25 protein-coding genes and 1 pseudogene are annotated in these 17,815 nt (G+C 37.6%); 19 read left to right on the forward strand and 7 right to left on the reverse strand.

All coding sequences use genetic code 11. From position 1 onward, the window contains the following. Positions 1–333 precede the first annotated feature (333 nt). From BSG1_RS02900 to BSG1_RS02935, 8 genes are all read left to right on the forward strand, one after another. The gene (locus BSG1_RS02900) at positions 334–645 is read left to right on the forward strand and encodes a GNAT family N-acetyltransferase (protein ID WP_044022247.1); all 312 of its coding nucleotides are present in this window, start codon (positions 334–336) and stop codon (positions 643–645) included. 219 nt (positions 646–864) lie between these two features. Further along, positions 865–1,341, forward strand: a complete 477-nt coding sequence (locus BSG1_RS02905; RefSeq protein WP_006835326.1) for a hypothetical protein — start codon at positions 865–867, stop codon at positions 1,339–1,341. Positions 1,342–1,795: 454 nt separating this feature from the next. Beyond that, the gene (locus BSG1_RS02915; protein ID WP_006835328.1) at positions 1,796–2,074 is read left to right on the forward strand and encodes a hypothetical protein; all 279 of its coding nucleotides are present in this window, start codon (positions 1,796–1,798) and stop codon (positions 2,072–2,074) included. Between the two features lie 59 nt (positions 2,075–2,133). Then, positions 2,134–2,430, forward strand: coding sequence for a TIGR04104 family putative zinc finger protein (locus BSG1_RS21700; protein WP_198008168.1), 297 nt, complete (start codon positions 2,134–2,136; stop codon positions 2,428–2,430). Positions 2,431–2,650: 220 nt separating this feature from the next. Continuing rightward, positions 2,651–3,001 carry an isochorismatase family protein gene (locus BSG1_RS02920; RefSeq protein WP_006835329.1) on the forward strand — a complete coding sequence of 117 codons (351 nt, stop codon included), beginning with the start codon at positions 2,651–2,653 and terminating at the stop codon, positions 2,999–3,001. Positions 3,002–3,029: 28 nt separating this feature from the next. Next, complete coding sequence (locus BSG1_RS02925) at positions 3,030–3,383, forward strand: hypothetical protein (RefSeq protein ID WP_156791352.1); 354 nt, start codon at positions 3,030–3,032, stop codon at positions 3,381–3,383. A 116-nt stretch (positions 3,384–3,499) separates the two neighbouring features. After that, entirely contained in the window at positions 3,500–3,811 is a 312-nt protein-coding gene (locus BSG1_RS02930; protein WP_006835331.1) for a hypothetical protein, read from the forward strand. A 467-nt stretch (positions 3,812–4,278) separates the two neighbouring features. Next, positions 4,279–4,545 (forward strand): hypothetical protein, encoded by a 267-nt coding sequence (locus BSG1_RS02935; protein ID WP_232214174.1) that lies wholly within the window; start codon positions 4,279–4,281, stop codon positions 4,543–4,545. An 84-nt stretch (positions 4,546–4,629) separates the two neighbouring features. Here BSG1_RS02935 and BSG1_RS02940 read toward each other — a convergent pair whose 3' ends face one another. Together BSG1_RS02940 and BSG1_RS02945 are read right to left on the reverse strand one after the other, a co-directional pair. Beyond that, entirely contained in the window at positions 4,630–5,250 is a 621-nt protein-coding gene (locus BSG1_RS02940; protein WP_332248294.1) for an STAS domain-containing protein, read from the reverse strand. Between the two features lie 6 nt (positions 5,251–5,256). Further along, positions 5,257–5,460, reverse strand: a complete 204-nt coding sequence (locus tag BSG1_RS02945; protein ID WP_006835334.1) for a hypothetical protein — start codon at positions 5,458–5,460, stop codon at positions 5,257–5,259. A gap of 498 nt (positions 5,461–5,958) precedes the next feature. On the opposite strand from BSG1_RS02945, the pseudogene BSG1_RS21270 reads away from it, so the two are divergent. The 6 genes and pseudogenes from BSG1_RS21270 to BSG1_RS02980 all read left to right on the forward strand — a co-directional run. After that, positions 5,959–6,294: pseudogene (locus BSG1_RS21270) on the forward strand (redoxin domain-containing protein); the annotation flags it as partial. Between the two features lie 177 nt (positions 6,295–6,471). After that, complete coding sequence (locus tag BSG1_RS21275; protein WP_006835335.1) at positions 6,472–6,732, forward strand: hypothetical protein; 261 nt, start codon at positions 6,472–6,474, stop codon at positions 6,730–6,732. Between the two features lie 1,085 nt (positions 6,733–7,817). Then, entirely contained in the window at positions 7,818–9,068 is a 1,251-nt protein-coding gene (locus BSG1_RS02960; protein ID WP_006835337.1) for an MFS transporter, read from the forward strand. A 125-nt stretch (positions 9,069–9,193) separates the two neighbouring features. Further along, positions 9,194–9,748: a cysteine hydrolase family protein gene (locus tag BSG1_RS02965; protein WP_006835338.1), complete on the forward strand. Its 555-nt coding sequence runs from the start codon at positions 9,194–9,196 to the stop codon at positions 9,746–9,748. 124 nt (positions 9,749–9,872) lie between these two features. Further along, positions 9,873–10,376, forward strand: coding sequence for a hypothetical protein (locus tag BSG1_RS02970; protein ID WP_156791354.1), 504 nt, complete (start codon positions 9,873–9,875; stop codon positions 10,374–10,376). A 552-nt stretch (positions 10,377–10,928) separates the two neighbouring features. After that, a complete protein-coding gene (locus BSG1_RS02980; protein ID WP_006835341.1) occupies positions 10,929–11,174 on the forward strand; it encodes a hypothetical protein in 246 nt (81 codons plus the stop codon). Between the two features lie 369 nt (positions 11,175–11,543). Here the strand turns inward: BSG1_RS02980 and BSG1_RS20700 are convergent, their stop codons facing one another. Continuing rightward, a complete protein-coding gene (locus BSG1_RS20700) occupies positions 11,544–11,846 on the reverse strand; it encodes a hypothetical protein (protein ID WP_156791355.1) in 303 nt (100 codons plus the stop codon). A 44-nt stretch (positions 11,847–11,890) separates the two neighbouring features. Here BSG1_RS20700 and BSG1_RS02990 point away from each other — a divergent pair, with 44 nt between their 5' ends. Both BSG1_RS02990 and BSG1_RS02995 read left to right on the forward strand, forming a co-directional pair. Further along, positions 11,891–12,454, forward strand: a complete 564-nt coding sequence (locus BSG1_RS02990) for a hypothetical protein (RefSeq protein ID WP_006835343.1) — start codon at positions 11,891–11,893, stop codon at positions 12,452–12,454. Between the two features lie 154 nt (positions 12,455–12,608). Next, positions 12,609–12,809 carry a hypothetical protein gene (locus tag BSG1_RS02995; protein WP_044022250.1) on the forward strand — a complete coding sequence of 67 codons (201 nt, stop codon included), beginning with the start codon at positions 12,609–12,611 and terminating at the stop codon, positions 12,807–12,809. Positions 12,810–12,933: 124 nt separating this feature from the next. On the opposite strand, the gene BSG1_RS03000 is transcribed toward BSG1_RS02995, so the two are convergent. The 3 genes from BSG1_RS03000 to BSG1_RS03010 all read right to left on the reverse strand — a co-directional run bounded on the left by BSG1_RS03000 (position 12,934) and on the right by BSG1_RS03010 (position 14,021). After that, a complete protein-coding gene (locus BSG1_RS03000) occupies positions 12,934–13,311 on the reverse strand; it encodes a hypothetical protein (RefSeq protein ID WP_044022252.1) in 378 nt (125 codons plus the stop codon). Positions 13,312–13,428: 117 nt separating this feature from the next. Then, complete coding sequence (locus tag BSG1_RS03005) at positions 13,429–13,683, reverse strand: hypothetical protein (RefSeq protein WP_044022254.1); 255 nt, start codon at positions 13,681–13,683, stop codon at positions 13,429–13,431. A gap of 89 nt (positions 13,684–13,772) precedes the next feature. Further along, the gene (locus BSG1_RS03010) at positions 13,773–14,021 is read right to left on the reverse strand and encodes a YueH family protein (RefSeq protein WP_006835347.1); all 249 of its coding nucleotides are present in this window, start codon (positions 14,019–14,021) and stop codon (positions 13,773–13,775) included. Positions 14,022–14,187: 166 nt separating this feature from the next. Here BSG1_RS03010 and BSG1_RS03015 point away from each other — a divergent pair, with 166 nt between their 5' ends. From BSG1_RS03015 to BSG1_RS03025, 3 genes are all read left to right on the forward strand, one after another. Further along, on the forward strand, positions 14,188–14,676 hold the full coding sequence (locus BSG1_RS03015) for a hypothetical protein (protein ID WP_006835348.1): 489 nt from the start codon (positions 14,188–14,190) through the stop codon (positions 14,674–14,676). A gap of 305 nt (positions 14,677–14,981) precedes the next feature. Next, positions 14,982–16,124 (forward strand): YibE/F family protein, encoded by a 1,143-nt coding sequence (locus BSG1_RS03020; RefSeq protein WP_006835349.1) that lies wholly within the window; start codon positions 14,982–14,984, stop codon positions 16,122–16,124. Beyond that, the gene (locus BSG1_RS03025) at positions 16,121–16,894 is read left to right on the forward strand and encodes a YibE/F family protein (RefSeq protein WP_006835350.1); all 774 of its coding nucleotides are present in this window, start codon (positions 16,121–16,123) and stop codon (positions 16,892–16,894) included. Before BSG1_RS03020 ends, BSG1_RS03025 begins: the two co-directional genes overlap by 4 nt. 122 nt (positions 16,895–17,016) lie before the next feature. Here the strand turns inward: BSG1_RS03025 and BSG1_RS19685 are convergent, their stop codons facing one another. Next, positions 17,017–17,733, reverse strand: coding sequence for a LysM peptidoglycan-binding domain-containing protein (locus BSG1_RS19685; protein ID WP_006835351.1), 717 nt, complete (start codon positions 17,731–17,733; stop codon positions 17,017–17,019). Between the last annotated feature and the right edge of the window lie 82 nt (positions 17,734–17,815).

A 17,815-nucleotide genomic window follows, 5' to 3' on the forward strand; every position in this document is an offset into this window, starting at 1 on the left:
TGAAGGTGCACGATTATAGGCGGAACGTATCCCTTCAGGTATGTTTCTCCTTGTGTAGTGGTACGATTATCGGTTATAGGTGCCATTATAAACTGGATTCACGCTTGGAGTGGTATGATACTTAACTAAACGTACCATTACAGAGTTGTTTTCTTTGTATAGTGGTAAGATTCTCTACTGCTAGTCATCCAATACATCAAATAAAATAGCACCGGCAAAACTAAACTACAGGAAACCGAAACAAAATGTAGAAACTATTCGTCTAATCCAAAAAAGACTATTTTGACAGTTTCAGTATAGGCAAATGAATGACAAACCTGGAGGCGACAATCATTGATTTATTTTGAGTCAAACGATATCAGTAAGTGGAAGGTAGAACTGGAGATTATGAATTCGAATCCTGACTATAACATGATGTCTAAAAATAAAAGCTCTATTACTATTGAAGATATACATGCTGAATATGAAGAGTCGAAGGAGTTAAACACTACAAGGCTATTAATCAAGCAAGATGAACATTACATAGGATTGGTAGACCTTTGTTTAAAAAATCGATCAGATCACAATCCCTGGATAAGTTTGTTTGTCATTCACAGGCAGTTTCAAGGGGGGCGGAAACTCGGCTTCCGCCTATCAACAAGTTGAACACCTAATTAGGCAGGAAACACAAGGGAAGATTCGATTGGCTGTACACCAGGAGAATGAGAAAGGAATTGAGTTTTGGAATAGAATAGGTTTTAAGAAGTTTAAAGAAGTGCGGCTTGATGGAAAACCACATTACTGTTTAGAAAATGACTGGTAGGGAATATCCAAAACGAGAACTCTTCTCGACACTACTCGTAGGAATGTTAAGGAGGAATTAGTATGAAAAGATTTTTGTTTTTGTTCCTTACGCTTTCCCTCATGCTGGCGGCCTGCAGCAGTGGAGCCAGTGGCAGCTTGGAAAGTTTTGATGCCAGTGATTTAAGATCTGACCTTGAGGAAATGTCCTTTCAGCCTCAATTACCGACACTAGTACCGTTTGAAGTGACTGATACCGATCTCAGAAAACCACCGAGTTCTGAAAATGCTCTGATGGTTGACTTTTTGAGTTCAGATCAAAGCAGTAACCAATTGAGTCTAATGGCTGTTAATGGCGAGAATGTTGAAAGCTCTGAAATGGTATTTGAAGAGGTGGAAATTGACGATATCACTGGCCAATATGCGGTAAACGATGAAGACGTTATGATACTGAAATGGTCAGAAAATGGTATTTCCTATAATCTCACTTACTATGGAGAAGAAACTGATCATAAGGTTACGAAAGAAGAATTAATCCAAACGGCAGCCTCATTTGAATAACAACATGAATGTAAAAGCTGGGGATAGTCCTCGGCTTTTTTATTTTCATGTTATGCTTAATATAAAAGGAAGAGAGAGGTTGTTGCAGCGTGAATTATCAAACTCATCTATTATTAGGATGGCTTTTTATTATTGCGGCTGGTGTCATTTATACACTTGAGAGATTAAGGAGTGCCATAGAATTTGTAGGGGTCAATGTAAGTGACGAAATGTACTCAAGAAGCCAAGATTCAACCAGTTTGGGTGACAATCTGGTTTTTGTCGTCTTCTTACTAATTAGTTTTTGGTTTTTCTATAAAGCCAAGAAAATGAAATGATCAATATAAAAGAATTTTTAGGAGGTTTTCACATTAAAATCATAGTAGCTGGGTTGCTTTTATGCGGTATATCGTTTGGGATGATCGCTTGCACAAGTCCTTAAGAAGAGGATGCTGCCGAACCTGCTGATATCGTTTTGACAGGTGAAGACAGTGCCAATTATCAATCAGAAATAGAGGTTGCTTGGGAGTTTGTTAAGAAAATGGGTTGGGATGAGTTAGCCGAAGGGGATTGGCGGAATGCTTCAGTGGAGGTAACTGACACCAGCCATGGACACCTGCTTGAAGGAGAAGATGAAAGAGACGAGGTATTAATGGTTTCTTTTGAATCTCAAGAAAATCTTATGAATGGGGTGCCGTCTATTTTTGTTGACCTCGATGAAAAAGCAGTGATTGGTTATGTTCCAACAGAGTAAGAAAATCTTTTATGAGAGCTAAGGAGAGACAAGTGCGGACAAACAAGGTGGTGGTATCAATGCAGCACTGTAAGAACTGTAATTCGAGATTTCAATGGAAAAAAGTATATCGTTACTTATTATTAGGGTCATTTTTCAACCCTTACTACTGTAATCACTGCGGAAAGGAGCACTATGTAACCTTGAGCGGCCGGTTAATCAATGTTTTTTTGATAGTCGGGCCAATGGTGGTTTTTGTTCAACTGCTTTCACCTTTTAAAAATATATACCTTACTATAGGTGTAGGCATTCTTCTAGGGCTTCTCGGTTCTTTGCTGTCACCAAGATTTATAACATTTACAACGGATGAAAATTAATCATGCCCAATTAAGGTTTAGGTGAGGCGTATTTTAGAATCCCCACTCATTTGAGCAGGCTGCAATTTAGCTGCCCTCATGTTCCAGGTCCTTTTGTGAGATTGAATTGGACAATTTACGATCTAAAAATCGGATGCATTCTATACATAAATTGACTAAAGCCCAGATGACAAAAACACCTATTTAGTACGTTCAACATAATGCTCCAGCAGGCAAGCCATTGGAATACGGAACAGAAGGTTGGGAACTTCACTGGGACCTTACACCTCGACCCGAAGACACGATCATTCAGAAAACCACGCCAGACTCATTTTTGGAAACCGATTTAGAAAAAGAGTTAAAGAAAAAGAGAATTAAACACTTACACTTTGCTGGTATCCAATCAGAAGTATGTGTGGATACCACTTGCCGGAGGGCTTTCAGTTTGGGGTATGAAGTTACATTGATTTCAGATGCTCACAGTACTTGGGATTGGCACCAAATGAACGCTCAACAAATAATAGATCACCATAATAATGTGCTGAGGTGTTTGCGAATATTAATGCCTCCGAGAAAATTAGATTTAGTTTAAAGAGTATTTAACATAACAAGGAGGAGAAATGCGAAAAACATTATTGTATAGTTGCATGATCATTATTGTGAATTATATGATTCTTGCCGTTTTATCTTATCTATTTAACTCAACTGTAAATTGGACTGATATCGGTGCATGGGGATTAGTAACAGGTTTTTTGCTGCTGATTTCTGCATTGCCCCTTCATAAGATCATCTACTTTGGCGGAAAAGGAATAATGGGCGTGCAAAGTCCTGAAATACCACCGGATGAACATCTGCATGAAAAATTTCGAAAGTCATATGAAGCAGAAAAGGAAAATAAATTAGAGCGAAAATACCAGGATATAGCAACGATTGCTGGTGCGGTCATCATATTTATCTCGCTGATTTTGCTATAGGACCTAAATGCAGTAAATAGGTAGTCATTCTGCGGATTAATCATTCTGAATATTCTATAAATTTAAGGGTGATCAATCTCTTTTAGTGTATAATTACACTAAAGGAGTGTGGTCTAATGAAGAAAATTAGTATATCCATTGGAAGCTCCATCATTATTCTCTTTAGTATTTTTGGTTTTACAAACATTCTAAGTAATACTACTAAGTGGGCTTCCATCATGTTGGCTGCTGGAATTTCAATCTTAGTAAATATCATCAACGTAAGTGTATTTGTTAATATGGGTGTTTTTTATAGGCTCTTTTCTAAAACTTTGTTGCTATTCATTATGAAATTCAAGGATATAAACATATTTCACAGGAATTACTCTGGTAAACAAGAAAGAAAAGAGCAATTCACCCTGTTCAGTTTGATAAGCCCTTGTACCTGAGGGAAAAATCCGGCCCTTTGGAATTTTCCGATAGCAACAATCTATACGAACACAGCGTTTTTATAAGAGACTCCTTTATCCTCTTGCACTCCAAAATTTTTTGTTTGTTCTAATACCCGGCACAATAATCATTTTTGTTTCAGAGATTGACTATATTGTAGATGCAATTGATGTTGTTTCTCCGTATTTGACCTTGATCCTTGTTTCTTTTACACACGGACTAGTAACGGCATTAATCGTAAGAAAGAATAAAAGGCTGTTATAGGTTTTTAAAATACAGACTAAAAAAATGCATGTAAAATTCTAATGAAAAGGTGCGTAGGATGATGAAGGTAAATAGATGTGGGGCCATTTTAATACTGCTCCTTTTCTTTATAGGTGGATGTGCTGCCGAGGATAGTCTTAGTGGGAGTGCTGAAATAGCAAAGGACGCTTTAGAGGAAAAGGGTTATAAGGTGGTTTCGTTCGTGAACGAATCAAGCTGGGAATTAACGGAAAAGTGGGTGAATAGCATTCCAGGGGATCAAGAGTGGAGGGTCCAGCCAGTTCCTTCAGATAAGTTTATTGGCAAACAAATAGAAAGAATCACCTTTGAAGTACAAAGCCATCCTCTTAATAATCGGTTTGATAAGGTTAATGTAACGGTCTTTCTTTATGAGAGGAAAGTCATTGGAGGGTTATCCTATCCCGTTCCAGATTATGATGGGGCTCCTTATTCCTTGGATGGGGAGTAGTGGACCATAAAAAAAAGCCCCCAAAAAGAAGGGCTCAAAAAATATGTATATTTTTCTATGTTGCATAACAGTAACGAGTCACATTTAGTTGATTTGTAATGATTTTATCGCCTGTTTAAGTGTGGCTTCCACCTTGATGTTTGTGAAGTCGCTTCGGTATAGAGTGGCTTTCTTTGCAAGCTCCGGGCGTATGCCTGTAAAAATCATACTGACACCTACCAATTTCAATGCATCTGCAATCCTCATCAAATTCTCTACACTTTCTTCGTCTATCTTCGCTAAACCGGACAGGTCAAAGACAATGTAGTCCAAGTCTCCTTTGGCCGCTTCCTGCAATGTATGTTCCATGATTCTGGATGTTCGCTCTGAATCCACTTCGCCAATGACAGGGAGGACAGCCACATTATCAAATATCGGAACGAGAGGAACAGATAACATCTGAACCTGTATACTTTTCTTCTCCAGATCCAATACGTTTCCAAGTAATTTGGCCATTGCCTTGAATAAATCTTTATGGTTATCTGTGAAATGATATGGCCGCAAATCCATCCCGCAGAGGGTTCCGTAATTCTCCCCATTTTTATAATTAATAGGAACGCCGATGAGTGACCCGCCCCCTAGGCTTTTGGTTACGTCCATGTCTTGAGTCATGGATGAGGTATTCAGGTTTTCAATGATGAGTGGTTCACGACCACCCTTAACGATGAATTGTCAGAAAGAATCCCGGTAAAGAGTTTCAAAACCTGATGGAAGAACGACCTCATTCCGGTTATAGGCACGTACGATGTTAACGTCTTTTTTATCATTTCTTGCAATGAAGAACGTATTCACATCTACAAACTTACTAATGAGTTCCAGAACATCGTCTGCTGCTTCTTCAATCGTTTCATACGTTTCTCTAATTGTTTTCGGCATATGTGTCACCCACTTTCTTTTTAAGGTACTTCCATACTAACGCAGATTTGGGTGGAAAGATACAGATAAAGACACTTGATTAATAGGAAGAGTAAACATCCTGGGAAATTTCCCGTGCATTTAATGGGGTGGTTCAGAATCGATTAAATTCAAAAGAGAGCATTTATAAGGAGAAGCCAAGAAAGGGGAGCTGAATGATAACGTGCTTTTCGTTGCCTAGGTAATGCAGCAGGTTTTATATCCTCAAAAAAGCCGAAAACCTTCTCAATTGTAATCTGCATTACATAAAGGTTTTCTCTTTGATTTTAAAATTCAAAACTGTTATTTTTATCATAACCTTAGAATAATTATGGGATGGAGGTGTATAAATACGAAGAAAATAGATGTGGGAGAGATAGTGTGACTTATTACTATTCTAATAGCTGTAGAGTTTAAAATGAATTGAGTAGAGTTGTAAATAACAGAAGAAATTCAAAATACTAAAAAGGCGGGGATTCTGTGCTACTAGAAAAAATTCAAGATATAGAACTTCCTGATTTAAAAGGAAATACTGTTTCACTAAATGATTACCGAGGTAAAAACGTCCTGATTTTCATGTGGGCTTCTTGGTGACGATGCAGAGAGCAACTGCCTGGATGGCAGGAATTTTATAATCAATATAAAGATGAGGACTTTGAACTGTTATCTGTATCTGTCGACATTCAAGGAGCAAAAGTCGTTGTCCCTTATGCAGAGAACCAGAGCTTCACAACTGTAATCGATTCTGATAATACGCTTGCCAATTTATTTGGTTTTAAAATAGTCCCCAACGGGATCTTCGTTGATAAAGAAGGGACCATCCGCCTAATTAAGCAAGGGTTTCAGGTAACGAATGAAAACCATACAGAGGCAGTACGGAAATTAATTTCCCAAGAAGTTGAAAAGGTTGAACTGGATGACCATTATTATTCTCCAACAAATGGGTCGAATGCACTGGAACAGCAGCTTGCCCAAACGAAATATAAGTTAGGTATGGAGTATGCCAAAAATGGCCAAAAAGAAAAGGCCCTACAGGAGCTCGATGAAGCGTTACTCCTTGATACCGATAACTTTTTAATTAGAAAACAACGCTGGTATATCAGATATCCTGAAAAGTTTTCGCCAACGATTGATATCGAATGGCAACAACAGCAGTTAGAAAAAGAAAAAGCTGAAGAAGCACAAAAAAAGAATGATATTGATTGTGGCCCTGAGGGGTGTGTAATCCCAGGTACTGATAATAGTGGTGAATAGGGACAGGTTCTTGTTCCGTTAAAGAAAGTAAAGCCTTCCATTCCAAGATGGAAGGCTTTACTTATGGTATACCTGCTATCCATCCTGAATGTCTTATGCGCTGTCCTGGTTGTTTGGATATTCAATTTTGAGCAACAACGGTCATACTATTACATAACAGCAACATACTTCAATCTTATATCCTAAGATATTATAAGTTAGTTTTCCCCATAAACTCTTATGGTCGAGGGACCGGCGTCACAGATAGAGTGGTTATATATAGGCAAATCCCCATATGTTAGGATAAAGGTAGAAAGCTTTCTATTAATAAATCAAAGAGGAGTGTGAAAATGCATTCTAAGGTCAAAAGGATATTAACCTATGTTGGTTATTGTATTATTTCAACACTTTTTGTATTTGCAACTGGGTTCAACGGAGAAAGAGTGGAAAACCAACAAGAATTGACAAATGCCTTTCCAATGGAGACAGGTTTTCCATTGAACTTTGCTGAATTACGTTATCCACGCATAGACCCTCCTCTTCCTTGGAACTATGGAGGGAATTGCTGTTCATTATTTATAACATCTCAGACCAACTTTTGGCTGTCAGTAATAATAGTCTTTATTTTTTTAATCGTTATCACAGAGATCGTGATTCGCTTAATAAAAAAATTTAGTCCTAATTAATAAGATGGACTGGCAGATCAGGGCTTTTATTCTACGACACTAAAAGATATCGCCATTTAGCCGAATGGAATATTGAAACCCGAAGATAAAGTGTTGGTTGAGCTCGAGGGAGGATGCAAGAGGTGTATCCGCAGAGGGCTAAAACGAAAAGATTTAAAAAATAGTGTAGAAGAAAACAATAACGGCCTAGAATAAGAGTGGTTACATAAAAGGTAATGTCAAATATAACTAAAGCAATTGACTGTAACCATAACATGAAATTTACTGTGCGTTTTGGTTTATGATGAGTTACTGCTTAAATAGTAAGGGGACCCTTCAAATTTAGGGTCCTTTATTAGTATGAATGTTTTGTGAACACTAAGTAAATCCAAAGGTGATTCCAAGCTTGTTATCGAAAGAATAGGTATTAGTATCCAATAAGTGGGTGTTCATATCAATCAAGCAACTCTGTTGAATAAAAAGAATTCATATTTATTACTCTTTGGATTGGGCATATCAACCTTAGGGGACTTTATTTATCTCGTGGCTATTAATGTTTTAGTTTTACAACTAACAGGATCGGCTGCTGCAGTAGCGGGTTTGTGGATTATCGGACCTTTAGCTTCCATTTTAACGAAGTTTTGGTCAGGGAGTTTTATTGACCGTTTCAATATACGAAGAATAATGATTGCAACAGATATCATCCGAGCGGTTATAGTAGGAATCATTCCTTTCTTCAGCTCAATTTGGCTCATATATGTATGTTTATTCTTTCTCTCCATTTCTAAAGCTTTCTTTGAACCTGCAGCAATGACTTATATTACGAACCTTGTTCCTGAGAAAGGGCGAAAACAATTTAACTCTTTTAGAAGTCTGATTACTTCAGGTGCATTTTTGATCGGTCCTGCTATTTCGGGAGTGTTACTGTTGATTACCTCTCTTAATATATCGATATGGATAAATGCACTTTCATTTGTTATTTCAGCTATTATGGTGTACTTTTTGCCAAACGTGAATACGGCTTCTGAATTAACAGTGCGAAAGATCAACTTGGAAATATTAAAGAATGATTGGAATGAAGTTTTTAAATTTAGCAAGCGCAACCTCTTTATTGTAAAAGTATATTTCTTAGCTCAATTTTTTATGATTGTCTCAATTGGAATGGATGCCCAAGAAGTTGTCTTTACTCAAAAGGTATTAAACTTATCTGAGACAGAATTCGGTTTGCTTATAAGCTTAACAGGAGTCGGGTCAATTCTAGGAGCAAGCACTGTATCATTCGTGGCTAAAAAGTTGTCAATAAGAGCTTTAATATCCCTAGGTTACTCTATGGTATCGGTTGGCTATTTGATCTATGCTTTCTCTTTTTCATTCTGGTCCGTAGCATTCGGGTTTTTGGTACTAGGGTTTTTTAACTCATTTTCTGGTACTGGTTTTATGACTTTTTACCAAAATAACGTTCCGGTTGCGATGATGGGGAGAATTTCTAGCATTTACGGTATCTTTCAAAGCTTTCTGCAGGTTATCTTCATTTTATTGATTGGTTTTACAGGAGACATTATTCCTGTAAGGTACAGTATCATTGCTGCCTCTACATTACTTCTGGTGACCAGTATTTTACTAATAAAGTTAGTTCGACGGCCAAGCAAATCTAGATACTTTGCAGATGCCGAACTAGCAAACATTTCTTGATATCCAGACGAGTCTTTATTTTTTAATTATTTGAAAATTATTAGTAGTATGTAAGACTTATATAAATTAGGTGATTAATTCTTGGGCACACACACACTAGTGACCGAATTGAGGAGGTAATATTAATGAAAGAAAAAAGCGCATTGATTATAGTAGATGTTCAAAAAGCATTTGACGACCCTAAATGGGGTGAACGAAATAATCTAGAAGCAGAAGAAAATATCAGGAAGATATTAAAAGTGTGGAGGGGAAAAGGACGCAAAGTCATACATATTCAACATAAATCAGATAATCCAGATTCTGTGTTTCATCCAAATAACAAAGGTTTCGCTATTAAGGAATTGGTTAGCCCTCTTGAAGGAGAAGTGGAAATTCCTAAGAAAGTAAATAGCAGCTTTATTGGTACCAATTTAGAGGAACTTCTTAAAATCAACAAAATTGAAACCGTAGTAATAACAGGATTAACAACCCCTCATTGTGTCTCTACAACTACAAGAATGAGCGGGAATCTAGGGTTTGAAACCTACCTCATTTCTGATGCTACAGCTGCCTTTGGTATGGAAGATCAGAATGGAAAATATTATAAGCCGGATATTATACATGATGTGTCTTTGGCTACGCTGCACGAGGAATTTGCGACTATACTTACGACGAAACAGTTGCTGAAGTTAATAGAATAATATTCTCCAATGGTCAGCTGCTTCTACTAACGTTTTACTTCTTCAGAAAGCGCTATAGTTGAAACAGGATAGTATATAATGGGCTGGACAGAATACTCCTAAAAAGTAGTATAGGAGCTATTGTATGAATAATACTTTAATGTGCTTATTCATTATGTTCATTGTTATCATTTGCGGAACGAATGAATTAACGGTTTTTGCCCATTCAACAGCTGAGAAGCCTTCTAAAATGGTTTGTATTGAGGAATCAAAGGAGGAATACGAAAGCTTCAATAATGAAGTTTTAAACGAAATCCTTAAAAGTTATAAACTTGATTTATCGGGCTATCAAGAATATACACATGACGACTTAAATTTAAAAGTCGGTGATAATCTTAATGACCACTCTGACAAAATTTCATTACAGCACTTATTTAGAGGAAGTAGTATTGGATCAAGGAGATTGTTTTTAGAGAATGGTTTAGAAGGAAAGAGGGGTTATTTTCTTTATAAGAAGATCGACGGGAATAACGTTTTAAAGGAATTACATAAAGAAGGCAAGATTTGGGTTGTTACTTCTGGATCGGAAAAGAAAGGGAAACGGCTTCGGTTAAAACCTTTCAACTGGGATAAATGTTTAGAAGATTAGGGTAAGCAATTGAGATTGTTTTGTTCAAAGCAGGGTATCGCTAAAATTAGCAGGAGCTCCCGGATTTGTTCCAATAAAGAGGCTGAATAGTTCAAGGAAAATTAATCAGTGATTTTGAAAAAGGAGCTGTACAATGAATGTAATTTTAGCAAGCTTTTTTCAGCTATATTAATATTTATTACTGTCTTTAGTCTAATTAAGGTATTTATTATCGCCTTTAATAGGAAAGAAATTTCGTTGCACAAATTAATTGTACTTGCTGCTTCTTCTATTATAATAGGTTTACTAGTTATTTCGACTTTACCTTTTGGCTATCAAAAAATAATGGATTACCTCCAGACTTAATTAAAAGCTTAGCTCCTCGCTAAGCTTTTTTTCTAAATCTCACTGTAAACTATTCTTCGTAATCCGTCGCTTTTATTAATTTAGTTCTTTTTTTAAATTTTCCCCTGGCCCAACTGGGGATTCTTCGCATTCGCCCATATTAAATGAAGTAACACGACTACCTCTAAATATAACTGAATAGTGTAGTTATAGAATGGGGGGAAGTGCATGCTGATAAAACTGATTAAAAAGTTGTTCGCAAAATGGGAGGTGGTCTATTTCACACAAGACTTTGCTGAATACACAACCATGAAAGGGAGACTAGAAGGCGCAGGCATCCCGTACAAGAAAAAAACACTGGATTCTGGAAGCGGCCAGGGTGGGGGAAACGGTTTCGCGGCCACGTATCAGTTATTGGTACCAGAAGAATTGATGCAGAAAGCTCAGGAAGCAATTGACTATTCGAATACCTAGTGATATAGCAAACAATAGTGTTGGTCAGTGGTGAAGCACCGCTGATCATTTTTCATTTACCGAATCTCATTCAAAGTGCGTTCATTTGAAACGGTTACAGTTTCAAGGCTTCCGTTTCGCATACTTAATTGGAGCGAGCGGCACCCATATAAGATCAAACATGTAATAAATTCACAGAATAAGCAAAACCTATTCTCATAAGAACATTCAATTTAAGAAGGATAACAATACAATGATAATTATTTTTATTTTGTTTTTAATGGTGTCAACTCTGCTGCTGTTTAGTTTGAAATACTTAAAAAAAAGATTTGATCCTTTTGAAATCTTCATATTGTTTATGTTTAATTCATACAACTGCCAGAACTTTTTTTATCTGCTTTCCTCCCCATATGACAGGATAACTGTAGTAAAAGAACACTTGCCATTTTGGATATCAAGAATGCAATATGGAATCATTTTTCCTGTCTTGTTATTGTGGGTGATGTATGCCATGCGGGGCAAGATGACATTATCAAGGAAACTATTTACTTGTTTCTCATGGGTGGTAGGTGGAGTCTTGATAGAGAAATTATTATTAGTCATAGGTGTACTGGACTCTAAAAGTGAAAGCTGGTATCCCTCTATAGACCTGGTCCTGTCGATGATTGTTCTCGTTACAAGTATTTTCTTCATGGAGATTTTACCTCCAATATTAAAGAAAGAGAAGGTGATCCGGGATGAAGGAAATATATGAGGATGCCATCAAGCCCATGCTCCCGAAACATTTTGATCAGAATGAATGGTTTACTATTGCTATTACTATCCTTGTTATTGCTTCTGTTTACTATATTACGGTCAAAAGCAGAAAGCTTCTCTGGTCGCAAATAATCTGTATTTCTCTGTTAAATATGCAGTTGACAACAGTAGGGGACTATTTCTTTGCCATGCCGCCTTATGATTTTTATGACACTGTGGATAGAAATAGCGGTGAACTCGCTGATATCATCCTTCAAAATATCGTTTACCCTGGGACAATTCTATATTTCATGCATCTTTATAAAAGGGTACTTAACAGTAAATTGTTATTTATCCTATTATGTGTGGGGATGTTAACTGTATTTGAAGCTGTATCCGTCCACCTCTTCAACTTATTCACCTATAAAAGCTGGAAGTTAGCTTATTCGATTGGCTTCTATGCTTTTGTGATGATACTCAATGTTGTGTTCTATGAAAAACTTAATGCCTTCTTGGAAAAGAGGATTGGAAAGGAACAAGGGGACGGGTTTATTATACGAGAATAGGGAGTGCAACTAACCTGTAAATAAAAGTCGTGTTTGGCAGGTGGGTTTTTAATTTTCTCCTTTTCACATACAAATTAACCTCTTTAGTTTACTCGATAAGGGGTGTTGGTAATTATATGATATGATCATTAATAAGCAAAAAGGAGGCGGGAGAATGGTTATTCAATCCAATATGTCACCAGCAGCCATTGTGGATGCTTGGGAAGATACAGAACCTGTATTTGTTAAATATGGTGTGCCCATTACTGAGGAAAAGCTTGAATCATTAGTAGGAAGTGAACGTTTATCTGAGATCCTGCATGAATTGAATGCTGTTGTGGGCAGTTCTGGGGCAACTTGTGTAGAAGGCGGCTGACAAGTCTTTTCAAAAAAGGAGTAGGCTACTTCTTTAGTTATATATAAGATAATTTAGTATGTGGATCTTGATACACATGCTTAGTGAATGAAGGCCAGGGAAAAGGAAACTTTTCTCCTGGCCGTTATTCTTTATATCTAATAAACTCAAAATTAGCGGTCGGGACTTCTTTAATGACATTTCCGTTCGCGTTCCGATAAATTTCAAACTCACGATAGATCTCAACGATATACCCATTGTCCTCAAATTTTGCATCGAAAAAATAGTCCAACTCCGCTGGTAACACCTCTGCCTGTTTGGATGAAGGGGCGTCATTATTCTTAAACATCTCTCCTAGATCTGCAGGCACCAAAAGGGGTGACTCCTCAGAATCAGCAGCTTCCTCTGCAGAAGAGCTGGATATAGTTGAAGAAACTTCTTCGACCTGTTCACCCAAGCCGTTAAGAATAAAGACCGCTCCGACTGACATGATGATGGCGGTTGATAGTATAAATTGTTTCAATGGTTTCATCTCCCATTCGTATTCTACTTTACCTTATGGTTTGTCCCTCGGAAAAATGACTACTATCACAAAAAGGACTTCATCCTACTGATGAAAGTCCTTAAGTGAGTTACTATGTTAAAAATTAGCCATGCCAATAATAAATAACAGGACTACAGCTACATAACCAACAGGCAATAAAATTAAAATAGTGGCGGATGCCTTTCTCCAAAAACCATTCACACTGTTCCATGAGAAATATACAGCAAGTGCATAACTTAAGCCCATAATCAAGAAAGACAAGTTGCCGCTGACATTTCCATCGATGGAATCTAAAAACAAATAGGCAGCCAGCAAAACCATAATAGATAACATTCCAGCGTATTGTTTCAATCGATTCTCCACCTTGAATGCTAATAGCTAGGGCATTTTAAAATTTCACTCTCTATAACCAAAGAAGCACTGGAAACCGCATTTTTAAGCTAGAAATGGATTTTAGCTAATTCTTTGATGGCATTTACCAATTCATCTGTATTTCCTTCATATAAATGAAAGTTAAGGGAAGCACGCAGTTTATCAAACTGAATACTTAGATCATCTTCCTGATTGAATTCCGCAGACCAATGAATGGCAGGGATGGAAACAATAAATCGCTTATCAGGTGTCAGATGTAAAAATACTTCCGCAGTTTTGTTTCCAGATAAATTAATTTTTTCGTAGGATGTTATCATGATATCACTCGCTTCGATATATATAGTTACTCAATTATATCATTATCTATCTCAGGATTACCTTTAATTGGTCCTGAAATTGTTCATGCAGGTACTTATGAACTAAAATAGAGTATAAATAACTTCCCACATGTAAAACTACCTAGTAAAACAAGGTGGGATTAGTTTGATAAGTAAAATAGTACTTTGGATAATCCTAATTGCTCCATGGTTCACATTATTTTTATTAACGAGGGAAGATGTTAAGCGCTTTATGCCTGTTGGGATATTAGCTTCCTTTTTAATGATTCTTTACAACTTAATAGCTCACAATCAAAATCACTGGGTAATTAAAGTAGCAATAATACCACTGTTAAAGCCTACATTTGCGTCAGGTATACTGGGAGCTTTTTTGGTTGTAACCATATGGATTTTTTACTTTACATACGGAAAGTTCTGGATTTACTTGGCAACTAATATTGTAGCGGATTTTATGTTCGCTGTTTTTCCATTGCACTATTTGCTTCAAGAAAAATTAGGGATATATCAATTAGTTGATATTACTCCTTGGCGGCGTTTTGGTTTATTCGTCGTCCTTTCAATTGTTATTTATGGATATCATTTTTGGCTGGATGAAGTGCTAAAGCCTTCTGCTAAAGAAAGAGTACAAGCATAATATTTTTTACTATTGGCATAGACAATGTATACACCCATAGTATAGCTGGAAATGAATTTGATTGCTTTGCCAGAGTTTACAATAGGTTATGTAAAATATATGGTCAAAAACGCTCAAATTTCTGAGCGTTTTATATTGCCTTTTGTGGTGGCATGTTTTTTTCCGGATGAGTATATCTCTAACAAATGAGTTTGGAACTTCCCTTTTCATTTTGCTTAACCTTTCCTTTTATGGAATAATGTAGAGATGCAGATGGAACTGAGATTCATCATAAATATCCATCTGTTTTGCTGGAGGAATTATAGTTGAATGAAAGTATTAATAGTAAAAAGAACTTATCTTTTAAACAGCTCTTGGCTTTTGCTTTTCTGGCCATCTGCTGTATAGGATCTATCTTCTTTGTCTTTCACAATCAGGAATTTTATGACCGACCGATTGCCGAGGTAGTCAGTAGCACGATTGTTCAGGAGACGGAAGCAGAGGATATGAACGGGAATAAAGATGCCTTGTTTGTACAGGAAATCGCAGGCGAAATAAAGAATGGGGAGTTTGAAGGTAAGAAGATAAGGTTGACGAATGAATTTTCTTCTTCCGGAGCCTATGATCAGAAATATCAAACAGGAAACGAGTTGTTTGTGTCGTTTGATAAGGATTCTTTAGAGACAGGGGAGGAATTGCGCGGGACGATTCAAGATGTAAAGCGCGATCAGTACTTAATGATCATTGCATGGGTCTTTATCCTGCTATTACTGTTCGTGGGAAAGAAACAGGGGTTATTTTCCCTTTTCAGTCTGGCAATCAACGCGTTGATATTATCCTATGCCTTGGACATTTACGTGAGTTCCGGGGATGTCAGTCTTATAGTGGTATGCAGTGCTGCCGTTATTTTATTTACGGGGATATCCCTTTTACTTGTAAACGGTTTTAATGAAAAAACATACGCAGCGGTGGTGGCTACCCTCATTGTGACATTCGCGACGCTGCTCATCAGTTATATTGTAGTGGAAGCGAGTGCAGGTAAAGGACTGCACTACGAGGAGATGCAATTTCTAACCCGTCCGTATAAAGTCGTTTTCATGGCTGGGATTTTGGTTGGATGCCTCGGGGCTGTGATGGATGTCGCGATCACATTATCATCGTCGATTTTCGGACTGTATGAAAAAAATCATACCATCTCGATTGAAGCACTGAAAAAATCAGGTTTTGATATAGGCAAAGACATCATGGGGACTATGACGAACATCTTGTTCTTCGTTTATATCAGCGGGGCGATCCCTATGCTCATATTGTTTTTCAAAAATGCGTCGCCGCTTGGGTTCACACTCTCCTTGAACTTGTCACTCGAGGTGGCAAGGGCGTTGACGGGCGGCATCGGAATCGTACTGACAATTCCAATCGGCATCTACACTTCCATTTTCTTTATTAATCGAAAGAGGGCCAAGATATGACGGTACAATGGATTCTTGCTATTATCCTACTGATTCTGATGGTCTCTGTCGGCGGTAAAAAAGGGGCCAGATCATTCATTGCCTTATTTCTGAATTTCGGGGTGTTCCTGTTCGTGCTTCTTTTTATGAATGATCCAGATATCAACCCTATTATTCTCACGCTCATCGCATGTATCCTGATCAGCTGCATTTCGCTGTTTTATATCAGTGAGTACAATATTAAAACCTTAACGGCTTTTATTTCAACAATTGTGACGACAGCCGTGCTGCTTTTCTTTATTTTAATGCTGACTGAGATCTCCATGATTCAGGGATTCAGTGAGGAAGAGATTGAAGAAATCGGTGCATTCTCTCTGTTTGTCGGAGTTGATTTCGTGAAAATCGGAGCTTCCATGATTCTGATGAGTACGATCGGCGCTATCATCGATTTATCCATTTCCATTTCATCACCGATGAAGGAAATACACTTTCACCATCCGGACATCAGCCGGAAGGATTTATTCAGAAGTGGAATAGCGCTGGGGAGAGATATACTGGGCACCAGCACCAACACGCTGTTCTTTGCCTTCTTCGGAGGGTACATGGCGCTTCTCATATGGTTCAAAGATCTTTCTTATTCCCTTGGTGAAATCGTGAATTCCAAAGTATTCAGTTCGGAAATGATCTTCATCGGTTCGGCCGGAATCGGCGTGGCTCTTGCCATTCCAATCACCGCCTGGATCACTGCTTATTTTTTGATGAGGAAGAGGGATAAGCGTATCGAAGGCTAGAGGATGGGGGGCGACGCCTGTATGCCTATCATAAAAATCATAAAAAAGAACAGCAGGGCGATTCCTGCTGTTCTTTCATTTAAATTAAAGTATTCATAGCTCATTCTGTCTTAGGAATAGAATTACTTACCTTGATATTGGTTCATCATGTCGTCGTCTTCTTCAACATCATTTTGGTCTACAGAAGTTTCTGCTTCTTCCGATTGATTTTCATCCGAAATATTCTCTTCAGTATTACTTTCTTCATTAGTATTTACATCAGCATTTTCTTGGATAGCGTCATTTTCATTCGTGGAATTCTCTGTTTCATCAGCGTTGTTTTCGCTGGTGCTATCTTCATTTGAATTATTTTCTTCTACTGAATCTTGATCCGCACTATTATCTTCTGAAGTATTAACATCAACATTGCTATCTTGCGGATTATTCGCCGTTTGGTTTTCATCCTCGAGAGCAATGACCAGTTCATCATTGCCGTTACCGATGACAATACCATCACCCGGTAAAAGAAGATAAGGATCGATGCCAGGGTTCATAGTAATGAGGTCATCAACAGTGGTGTCGTTGTCAGCCGCAATGGTTTCTAATGTGTCTCCATTTCCAACAACGTGAACATCTTCACTTGTATCAACATCAAGAATTTCTCCAATAGGAAGGGCGAGTGGATCAAAATCATTATTCGCTTCCATCAAATCATTCACATCGACGTTATACTCTGAAGCAATTCCCCAGATTGTGTCACCTTCTTTAATGACAACTTCATCCGCGCTGGCTGTTGCACTTCCACCGAACATTACACCTGCGGTAAGAGCGATAGTTGAAAGTTTTTTTGTGTTATTCATCTTAACTCCTCCTAGTAATATTTTGGTGTTCTATTATTTTGTTATCCTAAATAATGTCCTCTAAAACATTATTTAATGCCAG

The sequence above is a fragment of the Bacillus sp. SG-1 genome, from assembly GCF_000181495.1.
GTDB lineage: Bacteria > Bacillota > Bacilli > Bacillales > Bacillaceae_B > Rossellomorea.

Coding starts and splice junctions, on each gene's coding strand:
- BSG1_RS02905 (WP_006835326.1), top strand. CDS start 865: ATGAAAAGATTTTTGTTTTTGTTCCTTACGCTTTCCCTCATGCTGGCG.
- BSG1_RS21700 (WP_198008168.1), top strand. CDS start 2,134: ATGCAGCACTGTAAGAACTGTAATTCGAGATTTCAATGGAAAAAAGTA.
- BSG1_RS02925 (WP_156791352.1), top strand. CDS start 3,030: ATGCGAAAAACATTATTGTATAGTTGCATGATCATTATTGTGAATTAT.
- BSG1_RS02930 (WP_006835331.1), top strand. CDS start 3,500: ATGAAGAAAATTAGTATATCCATTGGAAGCTCCATCATTATTCTCTTT.
- BSG1_RS02945 (WP_006835334.1), bottom strand. CDS start 5,460: ATGCCGAAAACAATTAGAGAAACGTATGAAACGATTGAAGAAGCAGCA.
- BSG1_RS21275 (WP_006835335.1), top strand. CDS start 6,472: ATGGAGTATGCCAAAAATGGCCAAAAAGAAAAGGCCCTACAGGAGCTC.
- BSG1_RS02965 (WP_006835338.1), top strand. CDS start 9,194: ATGAAAGAAAAAAGCGCATTGATTATAGTAGATGTTCAAAAAGCATTT.
- BSG1_RS02970 (WP_156791354.1), top strand. CDS start 9,873: ATGAATAATACTTTAATGTGCTTATTCATTATGTTCATTGTTATCATT.
- BSG1_RS02980 (WP_006835341.1), top strand. CDS start 10,929: ATGCTGATAAAACTGATTAAAAAGTTGTTCGCAAAATGGGAGGTGGTC.
- BSG1_RS20700 (WP_156791355.1), bottom strand. CDS start 11,846: ATGAAGAAAATACTTGTAACGAGAACAATCATCGACAGGACCAGGTCT.
- BSG1_RS02990 (WP_006835343.1), top strand. CDS start 11,891: ATGAAGGAAATATATGAGGATGCCATCAAGCCCATGCTCCCGAAACAT.
- BSG1_RS02995 (WP_044022250.1), top strand. CDS start 12,609: ATGGTTATTCAATCCAATATGTCACCAGCAGCCATTGTGGATGCTTGG.
- BSG1_RS03010 (WP_006835347.1), bottom strand. CDS start 14,021: ATGATAACATCCTACGAAAAAATTAATTTATCTGGAAACAAAACTGCG.
- BSG1_RS03025 (WP_006835350.1), top strand. CDS start 16,121: ATGACGGTACAATGGATTCTTGCTATTATCCTACTGATTCTGATGGTC.
- BSG1_RS19685 (WP_006835351.1), bottom strand. CDS start 17,733: ATGAATAACACAAAAAAACTTTCAACTATCGCTCTTACCGCAGGTGTA.